The sequence below is a fragment of the Streptomyces sp. NPDC048462 genome, assembly GCF_043200175.1.
In the GTDB taxonomy this organism is placed as follows: Bacteria; Actinomycetota; Actinomycetes; order Streptomycetales; family Streptomycetaceae; genus Streptomyces.
This window is the reverse complement of the sequence record NZ_JBICXG010000002.1, coordinates 564,561-584,293: the sequence shown is the minus strand read 5'-3', so window position 1 is coordinate 584,293 and position 19,733 is coordinate 564,561. Positions and strand designations below refer to the sequence as shown.

Annotated in this window: 19 protein-coding genes and 2 pseudogenes; 11 read left to right on the top strand and 10 right to left on the bottom strand. The window is 72.8% G+C overall.

Going from position 1 to position 19,733, the window contains the following annotated elements; genetic code table 11:
• Positions 1-13: 13 nt before the first annotated feature.
• Positions 14-682 (top strand): urease accessory protein UreG, encoded by a 669-nt coding sequence (gene ureG, locus ACGFU6_RS05760; RefSeq protein WP_393608390.1) that lies wholly within the window; start codon positions 14-16, stop codon positions 680-682.
• An 8-nt stretch (positions 683-690) separates the two neighbouring features.
• Positions 691-1,395: pseudogene (locus ACGFU6_RS05755) on the top strand (urease accessory protein UreD); the annotation flags it as partial.
• Between the two features lie 16 nt (positions 1,396-1,411).
• Here the strand turns inward: ACGFU6_RS05755 and ACGFU6_RS05750 are convergent.
• Positions 1,412-2,644 (bottom strand): MFS transporter, encoded by a 1,233-nt coding sequence (locus ACGFU6_RS05750; protein ID WP_393608251.1) that lies wholly within the window; start codon positions 2,642-2,644, stop codon positions 1,412-1,414.
• Between the two features lie 135 nt (positions 2,645-2,779).
• Complete coding sequence (locus ACGFU6_RS05745; RefSeq protein WP_393608249.1) at positions 2,780-3,856, bottom strand: hypothetical protein; 1,077 nt, start codon at positions 3,854-3,856, stop codon at positions 2,780-2,782.
• A gap of 191 nt (positions 3,857-4,047) precedes the next feature.
• Between ACGFU6_RS05745 and ACGFU6_RS05740 the strand changes: the two genes are divergently transcribed.
• On the top strand, positions 4,048-4,626 hold the full coding sequence (locus ACGFU6_RS05740) for a dihydrofolate reductase family protein (RefSeq protein WP_393608247.1): 579 nt from the start codon (positions 4,048-4,050) through the stop codon (positions 4,624-4,626).
• A gap of 85 nt (positions 4,627-4,711) precedes the next feature.
• Complete coding sequence (locus ACGFU6_RS05735) at positions 4,712-4,942, top strand: hypothetical protein (protein WP_393608246.1); 231 nt, start codon at positions 4,712-4,714, stop codon at positions 4,940-4,942.
• Between the two features lie 55 nt (positions 4,943-4,997).
• On the opposite strand, the gene ACGFU6_RS05730 is transcribed toward ACGFU6_RS05735, so the two are convergent.
• Both ACGFU6_RS05730 and ACGFU6_RS05725 read right to left on the bottom strand, forming a co-directional pair.
• Positions 4,998-6,551, bottom strand: coding sequence for a peptidoglycan-binding protein (locus tag ACGFU6_RS05730; RefSeq protein ID WP_393608245.1), 1,554 nt, complete (start codon positions 6,549-6,551; stop codon positions 4,998-5,000).
• A 202-nt stretch (positions 6,552-6,753) separates the two neighbouring features.
• A complete protein-coding gene (locus ACGFU6_RS05725) occupies positions 6,754-7,485 on the bottom strand; it encodes a nitroreductase family protein (RefSeq protein WP_393608243.1) in 732 nt (243 codons plus the stop codon).
• 245 nt (positions 7,486-7,730) lie between these two features.
• On the opposite strand from ACGFU6_RS05725, the gene ACGFU6_RS05720 reads away from it, so the two are divergent.
• Genes ACGFU6_RS05720 through ACGFU6_RS05710 form a run of 3 tightly spaced genes read left to right on the top strand, consistent with a single transcriptional unit; the run spans position 7,731 to position 10,157 of the window.
• Entirely contained in the window at positions 7,731-7,964 is a 234-nt protein-coding gene (locus tag ACGFU6_RS05720) for an acyl carrier protein (RefSeq protein WP_393608242.1), read from the top strand.
• A complete protein-coding gene (locus ACGFU6_RS05715; RefSeq protein WP_393608240.1) occupies positions 7,961-9,208 on the top strand; it encodes a beta-ketoacyl-[acyl-carrier-protein] synthase family protein in 1,248 nt (415 codons plus the stop codon). The genes ACGFU6_RS05720 and ACGFU6_RS05715 overlap by 4 nt, the downstream gene beginning before the upstream one ends.
• A 28-nt stretch (positions 9,209-9,236) precedes the next feature.
• Positions 9,237-10,157: an alpha/beta fold hydrolase gene (locus ACGFU6_RS05710; RefSeq protein ID WP_393608238.1), complete on the top strand. Its 921-nt coding sequence runs from the start codon at positions 9,237-9,239 to the stop codon at positions 10,155-10,157.
• A gap of 35 nt (positions 10,158-10,192) precedes the next feature.
• On the opposite strand, the gene ACGFU6_RS05705 is transcribed toward ACGFU6_RS05710, so the two are convergent.
• Complete coding sequence (locus tag ACGFU6_RS05705; RefSeq protein ID WP_393608237.1) at positions 10,193-12,649, bottom strand: endonuclease/exonuclease/phosphatase family protein; 2,457 nt, start codon at positions 12,647-12,649, stop codon at positions 10,193-10,195.
• 81 nt (positions 12,650-12,730) lie between these two features.
• On the opposite strand from ACGFU6_RS05705, the pseudogene ACGFU6_RS05700 reads away from it, so the two are divergent.
• Positions 12,731-13,144 (top strand): annotated as a pseudogene (locus tag ACGFU6_RS05700) (hypothetical protein); the annotation flags it as partial.
• Positions 13,145-13,222: 78 nt separating this feature from the next.
• On the opposite strand, the gene ACGFU6_RS05695 reads toward ACGFU6_RS05700, so the two are convergent.
• The 3 genes from ACGFU6_RS05695 to ACGFU6_RS05685 all read right to left on the bottom strand — a co-directional run bounded on the left by ACGFU6_RS05695 (position 13,223) and on the right by ACGFU6_RS05685 (position 15,108).
• Entirely contained in the window at positions 13,223-13,591 is a 369-nt protein-coding gene (locus ACGFU6_RS05695; protein WP_393608236.1) for a nuclear transport factor 2 family protein, read from the bottom strand.
• A gap of 128 nt (positions 13,592-13,719) precedes the next feature.
• Positions 13,720-14,562 carry an alpha/beta fold hydrolase gene (locus ACGFU6_RS05690; RefSeq protein WP_393608234.1) on the bottom strand — a complete coding sequence of 281 codons (843 nt, stop codon included), beginning with the start codon at positions 14,560-14,562 and terminating at the stop codon, positions 13,720-13,722.
• A 93-nt stretch (positions 14,563-14,655) separates the two neighbouring features.
• Positions 14,656-15,108 (bottom strand): DUF5709 domain-containing protein, encoded by a 453-nt coding sequence (locus ACGFU6_RS05685; RefSeq protein WP_393608389.1) that lies wholly within the window; start codon positions 15,106-15,108, stop codon positions 14,656-14,658.
• 272 nt (positions 15,109-15,380) lie between these two features.
• Between ACGFU6_RS05685 and ACGFU6_RS05680 the strand changes: the two genes are divergently transcribed.
• Together ACGFU6_RS05680 and ACGFU6_RS05675 are read left to right on the top strand one after the other, a co-directional pair.
• Positions 15,381-15,611: a DUF6296 family protein gene (locus tag ACGFU6_RS05680; protein WP_123527448.1), complete on the top strand. Its 231-nt coding sequence runs from the start codon at positions 15,381-15,383 to the stop codon at positions 15,609-15,611.
• A gap of 221 nt (positions 15,612-15,832) precedes the next feature.
• A complete protein-coding gene (locus ACGFU6_RS05675) occupies positions 15,833-16,417 on the top strand; it encodes a TerD family protein (RefSeq protein ID WP_123527449.1) in 585 nt (194 codons plus the stop codon).
• Between the two features lie 65 nt (positions 16,418-16,482).
• On the opposite strand, the gene ACGFU6_RS05670 is transcribed toward ACGFU6_RS05675, so the two are convergent.
• On the bottom strand, positions 16,483-17,364 hold the full coding sequence (locus ACGFU6_RS05670; RefSeq protein WP_393608233.1) for a DMT family transporter: 882 nt from the start codon (positions 17,362-17,364) through the stop codon (positions 16,483-16,485).
• Between the two features lie 146 nt (positions 17,365-17,510).
• Here ACGFU6_RS05670 and ACGFU6_RS05665 point away from each other — a divergent pair, with 146 nt between their 5' ends.
• Entirely contained in the window at positions 17,511-18,665 is a 1,155-nt protein-coding gene (locus ACGFU6_RS05665; protein WP_393608231.1) for a winged helix DNA-binding domain-containing protein, read from the top strand.
• A gap of 113 nt (positions 18,666-18,778) precedes the next feature.
• Here the strand turns inward: ACGFU6_RS05665 and ACGFU6_RS05660 are convergent, their stop codons facing one another.
• Positions 18,779-19,621: a response regulator transcription factor gene (locus tag ACGFU6_RS05660; RefSeq protein ID WP_393608230.1), complete on the bottom strand. Its 843-nt coding sequence runs from the start codon at positions 19,619-19,621 to the stop codon at positions 18,779-18,781.
• Positions 19,622-19,733: the final 112 nt, after the last annotated feature.

The window sequence follows — 19,733 nt, the reverse complement described above, 5'->3', positions numbered from 1 at the left end:
TTTCCACGAGCCGCTGAACCAGCCCCGGGCGCTGCGCCTGGGTGTCGCGGGACCGGTCGGCACCGGGAAGAGCTCGATCCTGGCCACCCTGTGCCGGGAGCTCGCCGGCGAACTCTCCATGGCGGTGGTCACCAACGACATCTACACCGACGAGGACGCCCGCTTCCTGCGCTCGGCGGGCGTGCTGCCCACCGAACGCATCCGCGCTGTCGAGACCGGCGCCTGCCCGCACACCGCGATCCGCGACGACGTCAGCGCCAACCTCGACGCCGTCGAGGACCTGGAGGAGGCGTACGGCCCGCTGGATCTGGTGCTCATCGAGAGCGGCGGCGACAACCTCACCGCCACGTTCAGCCCGGCCCTGGCCGACGCCCAGCTGTTCTGCATCGACGTGGCGGGCGGCGGCGACGTCGCGCGCAAGGGCGGCCCCGGCATCACCGGCGCCGACCTCCTGATCGTCAACAAGACCGACCTGGCCTCCTACGTGGAGGTCGACGTGCCCGCCATGGTCGCCGACGCCGAGGACGCCCGCGGCGGACTGCCCGTCCTTGCCCTGTCCAAGAAGGACCCGGTCTCCGTCGCCGAACTCGCCGACTGGGTACGTTCCCTGCTGGTGCGTCACCGTTCCGGCACCCACGTCCCCACCGACCCCGGCCCGATGGCGCCGCACAGCCACTCGTGAGCGACGCGACGGTCGTCGCCGTGGAGCGCGACGACGAGGACCGCCACCTCGCCCGCGAACTGCGGGGCGGCGAGTTCCTCGCCCCCCGCCCGCTGCTGCCGTGCCCCGGCCGGATCCGGATCGCCCTGGTCGGCATCCGGGCCGGACTGCTCGCCGGCGACGAGCTGACCCTGAGCATCTCGGTCGGACCGGGCGCGCACCTGGAACTGGTCGAGCCGGCCGGCCTCGTCGCCTACGACCACCGGGGCGGCTCGGCCCGCTGGCGGGCCCGCGTCGATATCGCGGAGGGCGGCGAACTCACCTGGCACGGGCTGCCGTTCGTGGTGGCCGGCGGCGCGGACGTCGAACGCGTCATGGACGCCCGGCTGGCGTCCGGGGCCCGGATGCTGTGGCGCGACACCCTGGTCCTCGGCCGCTCGGGAGAGCGCGGCGGGCGGATCCGGGCCACCACCCGGGTGACGTACGAGGACCGGGAGCTGCTGGTCGAGGACCTCGACCTCACCGACCCCGAAGTGCGCGAGCTGCCCGGACTCCTGGGCCCGAACCGCGTCATCGGCTCCGTCGCCGCACTCGGCGCGACCCCGCCCGGACCGCCGCACCCCTACCGGATGGACCTGGCCGGACCAGGGGCACAGGTGCGGCTGCTGGACACGGTGGCGCCGGCCGTCGAGGCGGAGCTGAGCGCGGTCTGGGAGTCCTGGCTCACCCCCTGACGGCCGGCGAAAGGGATCAGGCTCCGCCGGCCCGGCCGCGCGGGCGCACCGACGCCACCGCGCACAGCAGCGCGGGCGCCGCCGAGAGGGCGAAGCACAGCGTGAGGGGCAGCCGGCCGACGAGCAGCCCGACCGCCGCGGTGCCGCCCGAGGCCCCGGCGTTGAACGCGGTGTTGACCCAGGCACCCGCCTGCGTGCGCCCGGCGGGGTCCACCGACTCGTCCGCGATCAGGTAGGCGGTCGTGAGGACCGGGGCGACGAACAGCCCGGCGACCGCGACCGCGGCTACCAGCGCGTACAGGCCGGGCGCGAGTCCGGCCACCGTCAGCGCCGCGCCCATCCCCGCGGCCGCCGCCACCAGCCGCGTCCGGTTCGCCGACTTCCACCGGAGCGCCCCGTACGCCAGACCGCCGGCCGCGCTCCCGGCCGAGAGGGCGGCCAGCACCCAGGACACCGACGCCGCCCGGCCGAGCTCCTCGGTGAACGCCACCACCAGCAGGTCGAGCGCTCCGAGGCAGAGCCCCACGGCGGCGGTCACCAGCACGGCGTGACGCAGCGCCGGTATGGCGTGCGGCCGCAGCCGGGAAGCGGCGGGCGCGTCGGCCGGTGCCGGTCCGGGGCCCGCGTGCGCGAGCGGCACCGCCGGTGACGACACCAGTGCCACAGCACCCACGGTCACCAGCACGGCACCGGCCAGTACACCGGCCGCCGGCCGGCCGGCGCGCACGATCAGACCGACCAGCAACGGGCCGGTGACGTACAGCAGTTCCTCGGCGACACCGTCCAGGCTGTAGGCGCGCCGCAACAGCTCCCGGTCCGGGACGAGCGCGCTCCACAGGCTCCGCATGACCGGACCCAGGGGCGGTGTGCAGACACCCGCGGCCACGGCGAGCGCCCCCAGGGCGAGGGGCGGGGCGCCCGGTCGCCAGGTGGCGAGTGCGAGTGCGCAGAGCACCGCCGCGTAGAGCCCGGCCATCGGCGGCAGGGCCCGGCGCGGCCCGTACCGGTCGATCAGCGCGGCGCGGGCGGGGGAGAGGAACACGCCGGCGGCCCCGAACAGGGCCATGGCGGCGCCGGCCGCCGAGTACGAACCGGTGGCGTCCTTGATCGCCAGCAGCAGGGCGAGCGGGACGATCCCGTAGGAGAGCCGCCCGAGCAGCGCGGCACCGAAGGTGCGCGCGGCATGGGGGGTGCGCAGGACAGCGGCGTACGAGGGCGCGCCCGTGGGCGCGGAAGAAGAGGTGAGCACGATGACATTCCTCGTGAGGGCAGCGCCGGTCGACGGCGGTGCGGGCATGCGGGGACACCGGAGTGCCGCACCCGGGGTGACGGGTGCGGTCAGTGCGGGGTCCTACGCACGAGGAGGCATCATGCGGGCAAATTATCAGACCGGGAGGCGCTCGGGTGGTGGATTTCCGGACTCCCCGGTGATGTCCGGACCGGCCGCCATCACGTCCTCGGCGGCCGCCCACAGCCGGGGCAGGAACCGAATGACCTCCGTACGGCGGGCCAGGATGTCTGCGGTGCCGGTGATCCCGGTGAGCTCGGCGACGGCCGCCTCGAACGCCGGCAGCCGTGCGGCGTGCAGCGCGGGGGCGTCCACGGCCAGCACCGTGTGGCAGCGGGCGAGGGTGGCGACGATCCAGAAGACCGCCTCGCGGTGGTCGCCCCGGTCCAGGAGCTCCAGGCTGCCGCCGACGGCGACGGGACGCGCCTGCGCGGTGAGGTCGCCGCTGAAGAAGAACGGCGTGCGTGCGACCGGGACCGTGGCGTCGAACGTCTCTGCCAGCTCGGCCACATGGTGCCGCACCCGGTGCTCCGGAACGTCCGCGCAGCCGAGCAGCCCCAGCAGCTCCGGATAGAGCTCCGGCTTCCCGTACGCGGTCAGTACGTCGCGCACGGCCGGGTAGCGCAGCCGGACGGTGGGGTTGCGCAGGGCGGCGACCAGCAGGACGTGTGTGGTGACCCCGGTGGGGAACATCCAGGCCGGCACCTGCTCGTGGAAGGGTGCCGAGGCGTCGAACGCGGCGAGGCGGCTCTCGACCCGGTGCCGGGCGTCCAGACACCGGCGGCGTACCCAGCTCCGCCCGGCGAAGCGGGGCGCGACCTGCGCGTACAGGGCGCGCAGCAGGCCGGTGGGATCGTCGATGACCGTGTCGGTGCGGAAGCTGCCCGCCAGGTGGTAGGACGAGAGCACTTCCGCCGGGTCGCGGAGTTCGGCCGACGGAACGTGGCTGATCTCCAGCAGGGCTCCCTCGTAACGGAGTTTGCCGGGCTTGGCGGGCGGTTCGTCCTGTTCCGTGACGACCATGACGTCGATGTCGGACGAGGGTGCCAGCTCGGCGTCGTCCGGCCGGCCCACGGTCGACCCGCTGAAGTACGCGCCCCGGTAGCCGGCGGCGGGGCGGGCGTGCGCGGCCACCCAGCGGACCGCGGCGGCGCGTGCCGTTCCGATTCTCACCACAGGACTCCTCGGGACGGGCAGCGGCAGTGGCGGGTCGGACCGCGCGGCCCGCCCCTTCCCCGAAGACCTACGCGGCACGGGCGCGGCCCGTCAAGCGGTCGCCGTCTCCTCCCGTCCCCGTGGACCACCGCCGGGTAATGTCGGATTCGTTCCGCCGGCCCGTCCCTGATTCCCCGGTGAGGTTCGCGATGCGCAAGATCATCTATTTCATGTCGATGTCCCTGGACGGCTATATCGAGAGTCCGGACAAGGACATCGGCTGGCATCAGGTCGACGACGAGCTGCACCACGCCCTCAACGAGCGGCTCGCCGCGATGGGCGGGTTCCTGCACGGCCGGGTCGTGCACGAGCTGATGGCGGACTTCTGGCCGACCGCCGACCAGGACCCGGCCAACGCGGGGCCGACGGCCGAGTTCGCCGTCATCTGGCGGGACATGCCGAAGTACGTCTACTCCCGGACCCTCCAGCGGGCGGACTGGAACACCACCGTCTTCCACGACGTCGTCGCGGAAGAGGTCATGGCGCTGAAGGAGCAGCCCGGCGGCGACCTGGCGCTGGGCGGCGCCGGACTGGCCGCGTCCTTCGCGGCGCTCGACCTGATCGACGAGTACTGGGTCTACGTCCACCCGGTCCTCATCGGCCGGGGCAAGCCGATGTTCCCGGTGTCGGACACCAGGACCCCGCTGCGGCTCGCGGGCACCGGGGCCTTCGGCAACGGAGTCGTGGAACTGCGCTACGAGCGTGCGGAAAAACCCTCGGCGCGCTGAGCGCCGCGTGGGGTGCGGCCGTGGCCCTCTCCGGTACCGGCGAAAGGAATCACGTGGCACTGGGCATCGAGGACCGCCCGCGGTCATGGAACTGGTCGCACTGCACGGACATCTGGTCGACAACGCCGGAGGCGGTGGTGCCGGACGCCGTGAGGCCGCGCGGGAACTCCAGACAGAACCCAAGGGTATCGGCGTCAACGCCGACGGCACCTGCGGCAGCGTGACGTACGAGGACACGGCCGTGCGCGGCGAGCGGGGCCGGCGCATCGCCCGCCGCAAGGTCATCGCCCGACGGGCACCGCTGGGCGCCTCCTGACGGGCCGTCCGCCCGCTGGTGCCCGGCGGACGGGCCGGACACCACCCCGGGTCCGTCAGCGGCCCGCCTGCAACGCCGCCCAGGTGTCGGGACCCACGACGCCGTCCGCCGTCAGGCCCCGGCTGGTCTGGTAGCCGCGCACCGCCGTCGTCGTCGCGGGGCCGAAGCTTCCGTCGATATCGACGGCCGAGCCGAGCGTCGCGGTCAGCGCGCGCTGGAGGCGCTTCACACCCTCGCCGGACGCGCCCTCCCGGAGCGTCGCCGCCGGGCCGGCCGAGAGCAGCGCGGTCCAGGTCCTGGCTCCCACGATGCCGTCCGGGTCCAGCCCGTGTGCCGCCTGGTAGGCGGACACGGCGTCCTCGGTGGCCGGGCCGAAGCTGCCGTCGGCCGTGCCCGCCGCCTGGCCCTGCTCGTTCAGCAGCTGCTGGACCGCCTTGACCTGGGCGCCGGTCGAACCGCTCCGCTGGACGGCGTACGAGGCGAAGCTCAGCCCGTCGGGCGTCGTGCCGCCCCCGGCGCTCCCGCCCACCAGCTGCATGTAGCGCGTCCAGTCCCAGTTCGGACCGGGGTCGGTGTGGTCGTTGCCCGGGGCCTCGCTGTGGCCGATGATGTGCGCCCGGTCCTTCGGGATCTTGTACCGGTCGCACAGGTAGGCGGTCAGGGCCGCCGACGACCGGTACATCGGGTCGGTGAACCAGGACGGGTCGTCGATGAACCCCTCGTGCTCGATGCCCAGCGCCGAGGAGTTGGCGCTGCGCGCGTGGTACGCGGTGTCGCTGTCGCGGACCATCTGGGTGATCTGGCCGTCGGACGAGCGCACCACGTAGTGCGAGCTCACCTCGGCCGTCGGGTTCTGGAACCAGCTGATCGAGCCCGCGTAGGAGCCCTGCGTGACGTGGATGATCACCTTGTCGATCGCGGCCGAGCGACCCGTCGCGAAGTTGTTCGGGTCGGCCGGGACCCACAGCGCGGCCGGGTAGTCGGCGCTGCGGGTGTCCGGCTCCGTGGCGGCGAGCGAGCCCTTGTGCGGGGAGACCGGCCGGCCGGTCACCGAGATCTGCTCGCCGTCCGGGGTCACGGCGTCGAGCCCGTCCGCAAGGAAGGTGTAGACCGTGTCGGCGTAGAGGGCGGCGGCCGGGCCCGAGGTCCCGCTGTACCGGGCGACGGCCGGGTACCAGGCATCGATGTCCGCCCGGTCCCGGGCGTCCAGGCCCAGCTTGTCCGCGTAACCGCGCAGCACCGCGGCGCCGCCCAGGATGTTGGACCCGGTATCGGCGCGGAGGTCGGCCGGGCGCTCGCCGGTGAGGGCGGCGGCCCGCTCCAGGCTCCGGTTCGCCGGGTTGCTGACGAGGTGCATCACGCCGTAGCCGTTCGCCTGGCTGGGGAGCCCGGCGTGGCCGTCGAGCCGGGTCTCGCCGTATCCGACGGCGGCGAGCAGATCGCGCGGTACGCCGAACCGGCTCGCCGCCCGCTCGAAGGCCCGGTTCATCGGGTGGCCGGGGTCCGCCGCGGCCAGGGCCGGGGTGCCGGTGACGGTCAGGACGGTGGCGGTGAGGGCCGCCAGCACGGATGCGCGGGCCTTGGTGTGGGCTGCCGGGCGGCTGGGCATACCTGCTCCTGCTCTGTGGGGGAGAAGAACGGCCCCCGGGCCCGGTTGGGGTGGGCAGGGGGCCGCGAAGCCCGCTCAGGCTATCTATCTGTTCAGGGCATGACAATCATCCAATCGCGTGTCGAAATTGCTTTCACTCCAATGGAGTTGGGGCTTGTGGACGTGGGCCCGGGCCCGGAGGTCCCGGGCCCCGGCCACCGGCCTACCAGCGGTCGCGGTGGATGACGTCGGCCACCGGGCGGCGACGGATCGGACCGAAGTTGCCCTTCGGCCACCCGATCGGAACAGCGGCGAAGGTCTGCATGTCCTCGGGGATACCGAGGGCCTCTTTCCACTCCCGCTCCAGCATCAGGTGCCAGATGGTGACGTTCGCCGCGAGCCCCAGCGCACGGGCGGCGAGCAGGAGGTTCTGCACCCCGGGATAGACGCAGGAGCCCTCGGCGAGGGTCTGGAACCGGGCCTGAGTGGCCGTCATGTGCTCGACGCCCGCCGGGCCGAGCGCCTGCGCGTACGCGGCCAGGCCCTCCTCGTCGATCCGGGGCTCCGGGAACCGGTAGCAGGGCACGACCAGCGCCGGCGTATCGGCGAAGTGGTCGCGCTGGTACTCGATCGCGGCCACCATCCGGCCGTACGCCGCGTCGTCCATGCCCTTCGGCGCGTACTTACCGGTCGTCGCCAGATACGCGTCCACGCACCGCTTCCACAGCGGCGCCAGACGTGCCATCACCTCACGGTCGGTCACCACGACGTACTCGTAACACTGCATGTTGCCGCCACTGGGGCCCCAGACAGCTGCCTGTATGAGCTGCTCAAGCGTCTCGTCAGGCACGGGTTCGGGCCGGAGGCGGCGCATGGCGCGCATCGTGGACATGGTGGAGAACAGGGCGCGGGCGTCGGCGGAGACCTCGGCGGCCTGTGTGGATTCGGTGTTCATGATCGCGGAGTTTACGGGCGAGGATTCTTACGGACGGACCCGTCGCGCCCCGTCGATTCGGTCCGAGGTGCAACACCAGGGGATTCGTACATCTGCCCAGCCGCCCACCGCACGGGGGAACGCGGACCGGAGCCGACTCCCACAGGGCGTATAAAGGGTCCCTCCGGACCGGCCGGCGTCCCCCGACGGCAGTGTGACCTCTCACGCGGCAAGGCGTCACCGCGTACGACAGCGGAGGAGTGCCCATGAGCACGGCAGACGAGATCAGCACCTTGCTGGTGACGAAATTCGGAACCGATCCCGTGGCGATCCGGCCCGAAGTGTCGCTCCGTCAGCTCAGGCTGGATTCCCTGGCCCTGGAGGAACTGCGGCTCCTCATCGAGGACCGGATGGGCGTCGACCTGGACGACGTCCAGCTCACCTCGCGCGACACCGTCGGCCAACTGGTCGACGCCGTAAGCGCCAAGGCCGCCGCATGACCGGCCGGTACCGCCCCGAGCCGTTCGCCGCCGCCGTCACCGGGATCGGCCTCGTCACCGCGGCCGGCACGGGCACCGGAGCCACCTGGCGCGGGGTGTCCGAGGCGGCCACCGCGCCCTCGGTCCCGCACCGGCCCGAACTCGAGGGCCTGCCCTGCGACTTCATGTACACCATCACGGACCTCGACACGAAGGCGGTCCTGGGGGTGGCGGCCCACCGGCTCATGGACCGCTTCTCGCAGCTCGCCGTCATCGCCGCCCGCGAGGCCGTCGCGGACGCCGGACTCGACCCCTCGGTCTGGGACAGCTCCCGCGTCGCCGTCGTCATCGGCTCCGCCCACGGCGGACTGCCCTTCTACGACCAGCAGCACACCGCGCTCACCGAGCGCGGCGCCCGCCGGGTCTCACCCAAACTCGCCCCGCTCACCGTCGTCAACGGCGCCGCCAGCAGCGTCGCGACCGACCTCGGCGCGCACGGTCCCAGCCAGGCCGTCTCCACCGCCTGCTCGTCCGGCACCGTCGCCATCGGCACCGCACACCAGATGCTGCGCACCGGGGCCTGCGACATCGTCGTCGCGGGCGGCGCCGAATCGGTCTGCTCCCGGCTGCTGATCGCCAGCGCCTGCCAGCTGAAGGCCGTCTCCACCCGCAGGGACGACCCCGAGTCGGCCTGCCGCCCCTTCGACACCCACCGCGACGGCTTCGTCGTCGGCGAGGGCGCCGGGCTCCTCGTACTGGAACGCCCCGAACACGCCCGCGCCCGCGGCGCCACCGTCCGCGCGCACGTCGCCGGATACGGCGCGTCCAGCGACGCGTACTCCGCCGTCGCACCCGACCCGGACGGCCTCGGCATCGAACGGGCCCTGCGCGCCGCCCTCGCGGACGCCGGAATCGGCGCGGCGGACATCGGACACGTCAACGCCCACGGCACCTCCACCGTGGCGAACGACCTGATCGAGACGGTGATGCTGCGCCGGGTGCTCGGCACCCATCCCCTCGTCACGTCCACGAAGGCGATGACCGGGCACACCCTCGGCGCCGCGGGTGGCATCGAGACCGCCCTGACCGTGCTGGCCCTCCAGCACCAACTGGTGCCGCCCACCGTCAACCTGGACGCCCCCGACCCGGAGATCCCGCTCGAAGTGGTGAGCAAGGAGGCCCGGCCCGGCGCGTTCGACGCGGCCGTCAAGACCTCGCTCGGCTTCGGCGGCCACAACGCCGCACTCGTCCTCACCAGGGCCTGACCGTGCGGTCAGTCTAAGGATGGCCACCATGCCCGACGAGATCATCCGGAACCTGTCGGTGAACGGGCTGCGCTACAGCTACCGGATCCTCCCGCAGCCCTCGCCCCGCACCGATCCGGTCATCGTCCTCGGCGGCGCGCTCCAGGGGATGTACGGCTGGCCGCAGATGGACGAGCACCTGGGGCCCCGGGCCCACGTCGTCACCGCCGACCTGCCCGGCATGGGCGGCGCCGACCCGCTGCCGCCCGGCACCGGCGACGACATCCTGTACGCGGCCGTCACCGGGATCATCAACGACCTGGGCGTGCCCCGGGTCAACCTCTTCGGCTTCTCCTACGGCACGTCGATCGCGTTCGGCTGTGCCCGGCGCAACCCCGGCCGCATCGCCCGGCTGGTGCTCGGCGGCGTACCGGCCCACATCAGCGACGCCCAGCGCACCCAGTGGGGCCGGGCGGTCGACCGGCTGGGAGCCGGTGACATGGAGGGGCTCGCCACCCTGACCGCCGAGGCCCTGATGTGCCTGGACCCGGACCGCAACGTGCACCGCAGGGAGCTCGCCCGGCGCTACGTCCGGCGCTCCTTCCTGCACGCGCTCACCCACTCCCCGCACGCCGCGCAGTCGCTGCGCCGGGCCCTGGGCCACCGGCCGGACTTCTCCGGCGGGCTGAGCGGCGTGCCCGCACTCGTCTTCGCGGGCGAGCATGACACGGTGACCTCGCCCGAACGGCAGCGGGCCTTCGCCGCGACGATCGAGGGCAGCCGTTTCCTGACCATCGGGGACTCCGACCACTGGGTCGTGCTGGAGCGCCCCGACGACGTCGCGGACCTGGTCGCCCGCTTCTTCAGCGACCTCCCCCTGGAACCGGCGCCCGCGCTGTGGCCGCTGGCCGCGCTGCCGCGTCCGCGTGCCCGCACGGTGGGGGCGGCCCTGCCGAGGGCGGGCGGCTGAGCGTCCGGTGACCTCGGCCGCCCGCCCGCGCGGGATCAGTGGTGGCCGTGATGCCCGTGGTCACCGTGGTCGTCGTGGCTTCCGTGGCCGGACGCGTCGGCCCGCACCCGCACGATCTGCGGGTCGTGGTCGCTCGCCTGGTCCGCGAACTCCGCGTTGATGTGCACCACGTCGTAGTCCAGGCGCCGGATGCCGGGGCTCGTCAGGATGTGGTCCAGCGTCTGCGAGTTGCCCTCGTACACATAGCTGTACCGCTCGTTCGCCGGCAGCGTGTTGATGAGCGGCTTGAGTGCCTTCCCGGCGGTGAGCGCGGACATGGTCGGTGAGAACGCGAAGTCGTTCAGGTCGCCGAGGGTGATCACCCGGGCCGACTTGTCGGCCGCCAGCAGGGACTTGACGAAGGTGTTGACCTGCGCCGCCTGTTTGACCCGCTTCGTCTCCGAGCTGCGCACGGGCGGCTGGTAGCGGCCGTGCAGCGGCTGGTCGCCGCCCTTGGAGGTGAAGTGGTTGCCGATGACGAACACCGGCTCGCCGCGGAAGCGGAACTCACCGACCAGCGGCTTGCGGCTGTCCGCCCAGGACTCGTCCAGCGGGCTGATCCGGGCGGGCGAGGCCGACAGGGTGACGCCGTGCCTGATCTTCACGGCCTGCACCGCGGTGGTCGCGTCGCCGCCCGCGCGGTCCACGAAGGAGACCCGGGCGGGGTTGAAGAGGAAGACGTTACGGATGTTGCCGCCGGGCTCGCCGCCGTCCTTGCCGTCCTGCGGAGCGACGTAGCGCCAGGAGTAGCGCGGTCCGCCCGCCGCGACGATCGCGTCGGTGAACCGCTTCAGGGTCGCCTCGGAGCCGACCGTGCCGTCGTTGACCGCACCGTTGTCGTCCTGGATCTCCTCCAGCGACACGATGTCGGGGGAGGCCAGGTTGACCGCGACGCCCTTGGCGAGGGTGTCGAACTTGCCCTGCTCGTCGAGCGCGTCGAGGTTCTCCACGTTGTAGGTGGAGACGGCGAGTTCGTCGCGCTTCTGCTTCCTGGTGACCTCGCGCTTCAGGTGCCGGTCGGTGAGCGTGCCGAGCCGGGTGGCCTGGAGGCTGTAGCCGCCGAAGGAGTCGTAGTCCAGCACGCCGTCGGTGGTGCCGGACAGCACGTCGCCCACGTCTCCCACCGGTACGGGCCGGGTGGCGTCGAGCGACATCACCTTGATCCGGCCGGTGTTCTGGTCGGTGTACGAGGAGTACAGGGTGCCGCCGCGCCGGGTCGGGTTCTGCTTCGGCTCGACGGTCACCCAGACCTCGCCGTACGAGCTGGTGGCGCCGGTGACCCGGGTGTCGGCGGTCTCGACCCGGCTGCCTTCGAGGGACTCGTACAGGTCGAGCGCGTACTTCGCCGGTTCGAGGGGCAGCGCGTCGATCGAACCACCGTCCGCCGAGGGGGCGTAACCGCCCGGAACCGCCTTCGCGTTGAGCGCCACCGGCGCGGGCAGCGCGTTGCCTGAGGAGAGGACGGTGGTCCTGGGGGCGGTGATCTCGGTGACGGACTGGGTGGTGGCCGAGGGATAGTACTCGTCCACCGTGCCGCTGACCAGGACCGAGTCGCCCACCGACACGGCCGGGGCGGCGGAGCCGGTGTAGACGAGGACGCCCTCGGAGGTGCGGGGGTCCGCGTCCGGCGAGGGGTCCTGGATCCAGAAGCCGCGCGAACCCGTGGTGCGTACCGCCGTGACGATGCCGGGGACCCCGGTCACCGCCTTGCCGTCCAGCGGGGAGACCCGGGTGGCGCCCTGGATGTCGTGCACGCGCACGGTGCCGGGCTCGGTGGGGTTGCCCGGGTCGCCGGGGTCCTCGCCGCCGCCGGAGGTCTCACCGGCCGCGTTCACCGGGGTGGGCGCGCCGGCGGAGAGGTCGGCTGCGTTGTCGTCGGTGTCCGCCAGGGAGGCCGCGCGCGCCACGGAGGCGGTGGCGGAGGCGCCGGTCGCCGGTCCGCCGCCCTCCCGGACGACCGCGGAGCCGTAGCCCACCAGGTCCACGACCCGGGTGTCCGAGGCACAGTCGGCCGCGGTCTTGCAGGTCAGCGCCGTGGTGCCGGAGACCAGCGCGACCGTGCCGCTCGCGGCGGACATGGCGACCGTGCCGGTGGCGTCGGGGGCGGGCAGGGCGACGGTACCGCCGGTGCCCGCGGCCTGGGCCACCAGATAGCGGCCGCCGGGCGCCACGGCACCGGTGAGCGGGGACACCTGCCACTGCGAGCCGGCGGACGGTGCCCCGGGCAGGTACTGGACGCTGAACCCGGACAGGTCGTACGCGGCGGAGCCGGCGTTGGCCAGCTCGACGAAGTCGCGGGTGAGCGTCGCACCGGAGTTCCCGCCGCCCCCGTACACCTCGGAGATCACGGCGGACGCGGACGGGGCCGCGAAGGCGGCGGGCAGCGCGGTGGCCGAGAGGGTCACGGCGACCGCGCCGGCCAGCAGGACGGAACGTGGTCTGGATATGCGCACGGAAACTGCCCCTCAGAGTGTGATGAGGGAGCACAAGCTATGCGCGTAGAACCGGCCATGACAAGGCATCAGAGGTTAATTTTCTCCGCCCGGTACGCGGAGGCGGTGTTCACCGCTCAGCAGACCCTGGAGGAGGGCATCACTTTCTACAAGGACGTGAAGCGGCGGGCCGAGGCCATCGGCCGGCTCGGCGGCGGACGCGGCCACCGCACCTTCGCCGGCACGGCCGAGCAGGTCGCGGACACCATCGGGCACTGGTACGACAGCGGGGCCGCCGACGGCTTCAACATCATGCCCGCCGTCCTCCCCTCCGGCCTGGAGGTGTTCGGCGACCGGGTGGTGCCGATCCTCCAGGAGCGGGGCCTGTTCCGTACCGAGTACACCGCGAGCACCCTGCGCGGGCACTACGGGCTGCCCCGGCCCGCCAACCGGCTGTTCGAGAACGTCGACAGCGCCGAGGGCCACTTCGGCATCGCGCTGGCGCAGGCCGGGTGACGGCCGGTCCGGACCGGAGCGGCCGCGACGGCCGAAGCGCCGCCTCCGGCCGTCCGCGCGCCGCGCCGGGTACCGGAGTCAGACGGCCGGTACCCGGTCCAGGAATCCGGCCACCGCGCTGATCCGCCCGTCGTCCGCGAGGATCGCCACGTCCGAACCGGCGACCGGCGCGGACCCGTCCGCCGCGGCGACCAGTTCCCAGCTGAAGCGGGCGAGGGAGTGGTGTCCGTCCACGGCCCCGGTCAGGCGGAAGGCGAAGCCGGGGAACTGCTGCTGGGCGCCGCCGATCGCGGCCGCGAGACCCTCGTGCCCCTGCACGGAGGCCAGCGGGTCGGTGTAGGTGGCTTCCTCGGTGAACGCCGCGGCGACGGCCTTCGCCAGCTCCTGGGGGGTGGCGGCGTTCCAGGCGGCGAAGTAGCGCTCGACGGCGTCGTCGTAGGAGGTCATCGTGGGTCCTCTCGTCGGACCCGGCGGGTGGGCCGGGCGCGTTGTGCTGGTGAGGAACACGATGTCCGACGGCGTGGACCGGGTCGATTACCTCCGGGGTAAGCACGGTCGGGCGGACCGGACCGCGCTCAGCGCCGGTGCTCGTCCAGGAAGCCCATCAGTGCGGTGTTGAGCTCCTCGGCATGGGTCCAGCCGATGTTGTGCGGGCCGCCGGCGATCTCCACGAGGCGGCTGTCACGGATGAGGTCCGGCAGCCGCCGCCCGGTGGAGTCGATGGGCAGGATGCGGTCCTCGTCGCCCTGCACGACCAGCGTCGGCACGTCGTTCTTCGGCAGGTCGTCGCGGAAGTCCGTCAGCCAGGTCGGGACGCACGCCAGGGTGGCGTGGGCCGAGGCGTCCGCCGCGACGTTCCACTGCATCCGCAGGGCCTGTTCGCTGATCCGGGTGCCGCCGAGCTTGTCGGTGTTGTTGAACGCATCAAGGAAATCGGTCAGATAGGCGGGCCGGTCGGCGACGATCGCGCTCATGATCCCGTCGAAGACGCTCCGGTCGACGCCGGCGGGGTTGTCGTCCGCCAGCAGCAGGTAGGGCGGTACGGGGGCCACCAGGACGGCCAGGCCGACCCGGCGCGAGCCGTGGTTGCCGAGGTAGCGGGTGACCTCACCGGTGCCCATGGAGAACCCGGCCAGAACCGCGTCCTGGAGGTCGAGCTTCTCCATCACGGTGTTCAGGTCAGCTGCGAACGTGTCGTAGTCGTACCCGGTGACGGGCCTGCTGGACCGGCCGAAACCGCGCCGGTCGTACGTGATGACCCGGTACCCGGCGCCGAGCAGGACCGGGAGCTGTTTCTCCCAGGACGCGCCGCTCAGCGGGAACCCGTGGATCAGGACGACGGGCCTGCCCTCGCCGTGGTCCTCGTAGTACAGCTCGATGCCGGCGGAGTTCTCCTGCCCGACGGTGATGAACGGCATGTTGGCTCTCCCTCGGTACGTGGGTACGTGGGTACGTCGGTACGTGGGTGTCGTGGCTCGGCGGCGGGGCAGCGCGGCGGGGTGGGCCCGCGCCTACATCTGGCCGTCCGGGACGACGTGCATGGCGGCCTCCTCGGCAGACGCCGCCGCGCCGTCGATCCCGACGTCCTCGCCCGCCGTGGTGTCCGGGTCGTCGCGGTCCAGCTCCCTGGTGAGGCGCCCGGCACGGACGTCCCCGACCTCGTCGTCCCAGGGCTCGCCGTCCCCGTCCGCGAGGTCGCCCACGCCGTCACCGGGCCCGTCGGCGACCTCGGGCAGTTCCCGGGCGAGCCGGCCCTCCAGGGCCTCGCCGCTGTGCTGCTCGGACGCGGTGGTGCCCCGGTCCTCCACGGCCCACGGCCGCTCGGGCGGGGAGTATCCCTCGTCGAGCACGTCCGTGAGGTCGCGGTCGTCCAGGGTGTCTTCCACGTCGAGCTGTTCGGCGGGGTCGGAGGCCTCCGGCTGCTGGGGCTGGTAGACCTCGTCGCCCCGGTCGGCATCCTTCATGATGAGTCCCTTCCCGATGTCGGGGATCCCGGTCATGCCCACCGTACGACGCGGGAGAAGGGGGCACAGCAGCCCATGAGCCTTCGAACTTCCCGTACCTCTTCAGGATAGGGGGCCCGGTACCGGACCCGCAGCCCTGCGGGTCCGGGTGGGCGGCCGGGGCGGGAGTGAGGGACGATGGGAAGTGTGGGCCGCAGTGCCCCACAGGGCGGGAACGGCACGGAGAACCGCGTGGAGAGGCCGTCCGCAGACGCAGCCACGGAGAGGCCGTCATGGATTACCCGGAGAGCTACCAACTGGTGTTTCAGTCGTCCGCTGTGGAGGACGACGCCGTGATCGTCCGGCGGACCGCGCAGGCCGGGGCCGGCGGATACCCGGTCTACGAGGACGAGACCGGGATCGTCCGTGCGGAGATCAGTGAGCGCGGAGAGGTGCGCATGCTCGCCAGTGGCGGGCACCAGGTCCTCGGGACGCCGCTGGTGGTGCCCGAACCGGCCGGATGAGACGGGGCCGCCGACGCCGGCCCGCCCTCCGCGAAGGCCGGAAAGCGAACAGACTTCGTGGACCCCTATCACGTGCTCATGTCCGGTGACATCCTGCCGACGCAGGACAATCCGTCGCGAGACGTCAAACACTTGGTCGAAATTTTGCCCCTGGTGGGATGCGCGGGGGAGACACCAGGCACACTCGACCTGTAGGAATCTCGCCACGAAGAGGATCACGCATGATCACGTTGAAGAAGGAAGACGGCCCGGCGGATCTGGACGGGGTGACCCATCTGTCCATCGGGGTGTCCTGGGATCCCACTGTCGGCAGCAGTGGCGGGCTGATGGGGAAGCTCCGTCAGAAGAAGGGCACCGACCTCGACCTCATCGCCATCGCGATGCAGGGCGCGGAGCCGGTGCGGCTGGCCGGTCTGGACTCCCTGGACCCGCTGGGCAACGGTTCTCTGGCGCACAGTGGCGACAACCAGACCGGGAAGGGCGACGGCGACGACGAGACCGTGACCGTCGACTTCGCCCGGGTGCCGTCCAACATCACGGCCATCGTCTTCATCGCCGCCGCGTACAAGAAGCACAGCTCCTTCCAGAGCGCGCGCAACATCAGCTTCAAGGTGTACGACGCGACGGGCGGCACCACCCAGCAGGTGGCCGACATCTGGCCGAGCCTGCTCAGCAACGACAACGGCTGCGCCGTGGCCAAGGCGTTCCGGGTCGGCGGGAGCTGGAAGCTCGAGGTGATCAACGAGACCGGGAAGATCAAGCAGGGCGACGAGCAGGCCCTGATGCGCTTCGCCGTCAGCAAGTAACCGGCTGACAGCCGGGGCGTGTTCCTGGAACCCGGCGTCCCCGTCCCGCATGCGCGCGGTGGTGTTCAGTCCACCCGGCGCCCGCGGGACGGGGACGCCGCGTTTCCGGCGGCCAGCGGTGACCGGGCCAGTTCGACACAGCCCGCGGTGATCAGGCCCAGGGCCAGCAGTTCGGGAAGCAGCCACCAGCCGGTGCGCAGTTGCTCGCCGAACAGGGTCACCCCGTACAGGACGCTGATCAGGGCGTCGCCCAGCGTCAGGCACGGCTGGACCGCGACCAGCGTGCCCGCCTGGAGCGCGTTCTGGAGGAGGAACAGCGCGCCGACGCCCGCCGCGGCCGTGGCGTAGAGCTGCCAGGACTCGAAGAGCACCACCACCCCGTCGCCGTCACTGAGCCGCGCCATGGCGTCCTTCATGAGGGCGGCGGTGAGCGCGTACCCGCAGGCGGCGGCCAGACCGAGCAGCGCGGCCCGCGAGTTGCCCCGGGTGGCCCGCGCCCCGGCGATCAGCGCCGCCTCGAAGAGACCGGTGAGGACCAGCGCCGGAACCCACGCCACCCCGCGCACCGTCTCGCTCCCGCCGCCCGGAGCGGCCGACGCCATACCGAGCGCCAGACCGGCCGTCACGGCGGCCGCCCCGAGCCAGACGGGCCGGGGCACCCGCACCCGCATCACGAACCCGGCGAGGAGCAGTGTCGCCGGCAGCTCGATCACGAAGATCGGCTGGACCACCGCGATCGGCCCGGTGGCCAGCGCGACGGCCTGGCACACGGCCGCGACGATCACCAGCGCGATGCCCGCGAGCCACACCTTCTGACGCAGCAGATGACCGATCAGCGACATCCGCATCGCCTCCCGGTCCGGGACGTCGAGGGCTGCGCGGCGCTGGAGGACGGAGGCGGACCCGTTGCTGAGCGCGGTCAGGACGGCGAAGAGGACACTGATCACCGGTCCATGATGCGGGCGGACGGAGCCGGTGCCCGGGTCCCGCGCCCGGCGGCCCGGCGGGCGCGTGAAGGGCCGCAGGCGGTACTGGGCGAACTGTCGCCCCATCAGGACGGCAGTCCGTCCCCGAGGCCGCGTACCGTGCCGCCATGGCCGAGAAGAAGAAGACCTCCGCCCCGGCCCCCGCGGTGCTCTCGCCGCGGGCACTGGGGCGCGCGACGCTGGAACGCCAACTGCTGCTCCGCCGGGCCGGGATGCCGGCCGCCGAAGCGATCCGGCACCTCGTCGGCCTCCAGGCACAGAACACCCGGCCGCCCTACTTCCAGCTGCTCGCCCGGCTGGAGGGCTTCGAGCCGGCCGAACTCGCCGCTCTGATGGAGTCGCGCGAGGCCGTCCGCATCGTCAGCCTGCGCTCCACCATCCACACCCACACCGCCGACGACGCCCTCACCCTGCGCCCCCTCGTCCAGGAGGCCCGCGACCGGGAGCTGCGCACGTTCCGGAAGGGGCTCGTGGGCGTGGACCTGGACCGGCTCCGTGACATCAGCCGGGAGTACGTCCAGGAGGCGCCCCGCACCCCGAAGGAGATCCGCGAGAGGCTGCTCACCGAGTGGCCCGACGCCGATCCGCAGGCCCTGAGCACGGCGGCCCGCTGTGTGCTGCCGCTGGTCCAGGTGACCCCGCGCGGGGTGTGGGGCAGGAGCGGCCGGGTGGCGCTGACCACCGTCGAGCACTGGCTCGCCAGGCCCTCCGAGCCGGTGCCCGCGCCCGACGCCACCGTGCTGCGCTACCTCGGCGCCTTCGGCCCCGCGTCCGTGCGGGACATGCAGGCATGGGCCGGACTGACCCGGCTGGGGGAGGTGTTCGACCGGCTCCGGCCGCGACTGGTCACCTTCCGGGACGAGAACGGCGTCGAGCTGTTCGACCTGCCCGACGCCCCGCGCCCCGCCGAGGACACCCCCGCGCCGCCCCGCTTCCTGCCCGAGTTCGACAACGTACTGCTCGGCCACGCGGACCGTACCCGGGTCATCCCGCCCCGGTTCAAGGGGCGCAACGGGGTGGGGAACCAGAACTACGGGAGCGTGCTGTTCGACGGCTTCCTCGCCGCCCTGTGGCGGCTGGACGCCGGCCGGGGCGGCGCACCGGCGACCGTCACCGTGCAGGAGCTGCGCCCGCTGGGCGCGGCCGGGCGCGACGCCGTCACGGCGGAGGCCGTCGCGCTGCTCTCCGTGATGACGGATGCGGCCGGCGGCGGCAGCGGACACGACGTCAGGTTCGCCCCGTTCATCGACTTCGGCGAGTGAGCGGATGAGCGAGCGAGTACAGGCGCAGGCGTGCAGGCGTCACGAGCGAGCGAGCACAGGCATAGGCGTGCACGCGTCACGAGCGAGCCGGTACAGGCGTGGCCGCGCACGCGTTACGGCAGCAGCCCCGCCCGCCGGGCGGCGACGACCGCCTCCAGCCGGGTGTGCGCGCCGAGCTTGCGCATCGCGGAGCGCAGATAGCCCTTCACCGTCTCGGGGCGCAGCCCCAGCCGGCCCGCCGCCAACGCGTTCGTCGCGCCCGCCGCGACGCAGGCCAGGACATCGAGCTCACGGGGCGCCAGCTGCACCTCCCCGGACCCCTGCGCCCGCGCACCGGCCGCCGAGGCGAGCCGCCCGCACACCGCGAGCAGCTCGTCGCGCAGCGCCGGGTCGAGGACCTTCGGCACCAGGGCGCGCAGTTCCCGGTGCGCCGACCTGACGTCCTCCCAGGCCTCCGGTGCGGCCCGCGGGTCGGTCACCTCCTCGCGGGTCACGGCGAGCAGCTGCTGCACCTCGTCCCGGACGGCCAGCGCCTGCTCCACGTCGCGGGCCGCCGCCACCGCCGCGTCGAACGTGCGGTCCCCGAGGGTGAGGGGCTCGCGCAGCGCCCCGTACAGCACCCCGCGCACCTTGCGGCGTACGACGACGGGGACCGCGACGACCGAGCGGAGCCCCTCCGCCGCCACGGCCACGTCGTACTCGTGGCTGATGTGGCGCGAGGAGTGGTAATCGGTCACCGCGCACGGCCGGGACAGCGCGATCGCCTTGCCGCCCAGACCGCTGCCGGCCGAGATCACCAGCCCGCGCAGCGCCGCGGTGTGCGCCCCGTTCAGCTCGGCGATCCTGGCATGACGGGTGTCGGAGAGCAGCCCGCCGAACGCCACGGGCAGCCCGCTCGTACGGCGCAGCCGCAGCAGCGCGGCCTGCATCTCCACCGCATCGACGGATTCCGGCACGATGACGCCTCTCTGCCCGGTCCCAGGGGTTCGCTGTCTCCGGAGCACCCCCGTTCGGGGGTGGTGAGACCCGGGTCACTGTTTACATCATGTCAGGATCCCGGAGAGACGG

Bases quoted from the DNA above. Each gene is read 5' to 3' on its own strand.
- ACGFU6_RS05740 (WP_393608247.1), top strand. From the start codon at position 4,048: ATGCGCAAGATCATCTATTTCATGTCGATGTCCCTGGACGGCTATATC.
- ACGFU6_RS05735 (WP_393608246.1), top strand. From the start codon at position 4,712: ATGGAACTGGTCGCACTGCACGGACATCTGGTCGACAACGCCGGAGGC.
- ACGFU6_RS05730 (WP_393608245.1), bottom strand. From the start codon at position 6,551: ATGCCCAGCCGCCCGGCAGCCCACACCAAGGCCCGCGCATCCGTGCTG.
- ACGFU6_RS05725 (WP_393608243.1), bottom strand. From the start codon at position 7,485: ATGAACACCGAATCCACACAGGCCGCCGAGGTCTCCGCCGACGCCCGC.
- ACGFU6_RS05720 (WP_393608242.1), top strand. From the start codon at position 7,731: ATGAGCACGGCAGACGAGATCAGCACCTTGCTGGTGACGAAATTCGGA.
- ACGFU6_RS05715 (WP_393608240.1), top strand. From the start codon at position 7,961: ATGACCGGCCGGTACCGCCCCGAGCCGTTCGCCGCCGCCGTCACCGGG.
- ACGFU6_RS05710 (WP_393608238.1), top strand. From the start codon at position 9,237: ATGCCCGACGAGATCATCCGGAACCTGTCGGTGAACGGGCTGCGCTAC.
- ACGFU6_RS05695 (WP_393608236.1), bottom strand. From the start codon at position 13,591: ATGACCTCCTACGACGACGCCGTCGAGCGCTACTTCGCCGCCTGGAAC.
- ACGFU6_RS05690 (WP_393608234.1), bottom strand. From the start codon at position 14,562: ATGCCGTTCATCACCGTCGGGCAGGAGAACTCCGCCGGCATCGAGCTG.
- ACGFU6_RS05685 (WP_393608389.1), bottom strand. From the start codon at position 15,108: ATGAAGGATGCCGACCGGGGCGACGAGGTCTACCAGCCCCAGCAGCCG.
- ACGFU6_RS05680 (WP_123527448.1), top strand. From the start codon at position 15,381: ATGGATTACCCGGAGAGCTACCAACTGGTGTTTCAGTCGTCCGCTGTG.
- ACGFU6_RS05675 (WP_123527449.1), top strand. From the start codon at position 15,833: ATGATCACGTTGAAGAAGGAAGACGGCCCGGCGGATCTGGACGGGGTG.
- ACGFU6_RS05665 (WP_393608231.1), top strand. From the start codon at position 17,511: ATGGCCGAGAAGAAGAAGACCTCCGCCCCGGCCCCCGCGGTGCTCTCG.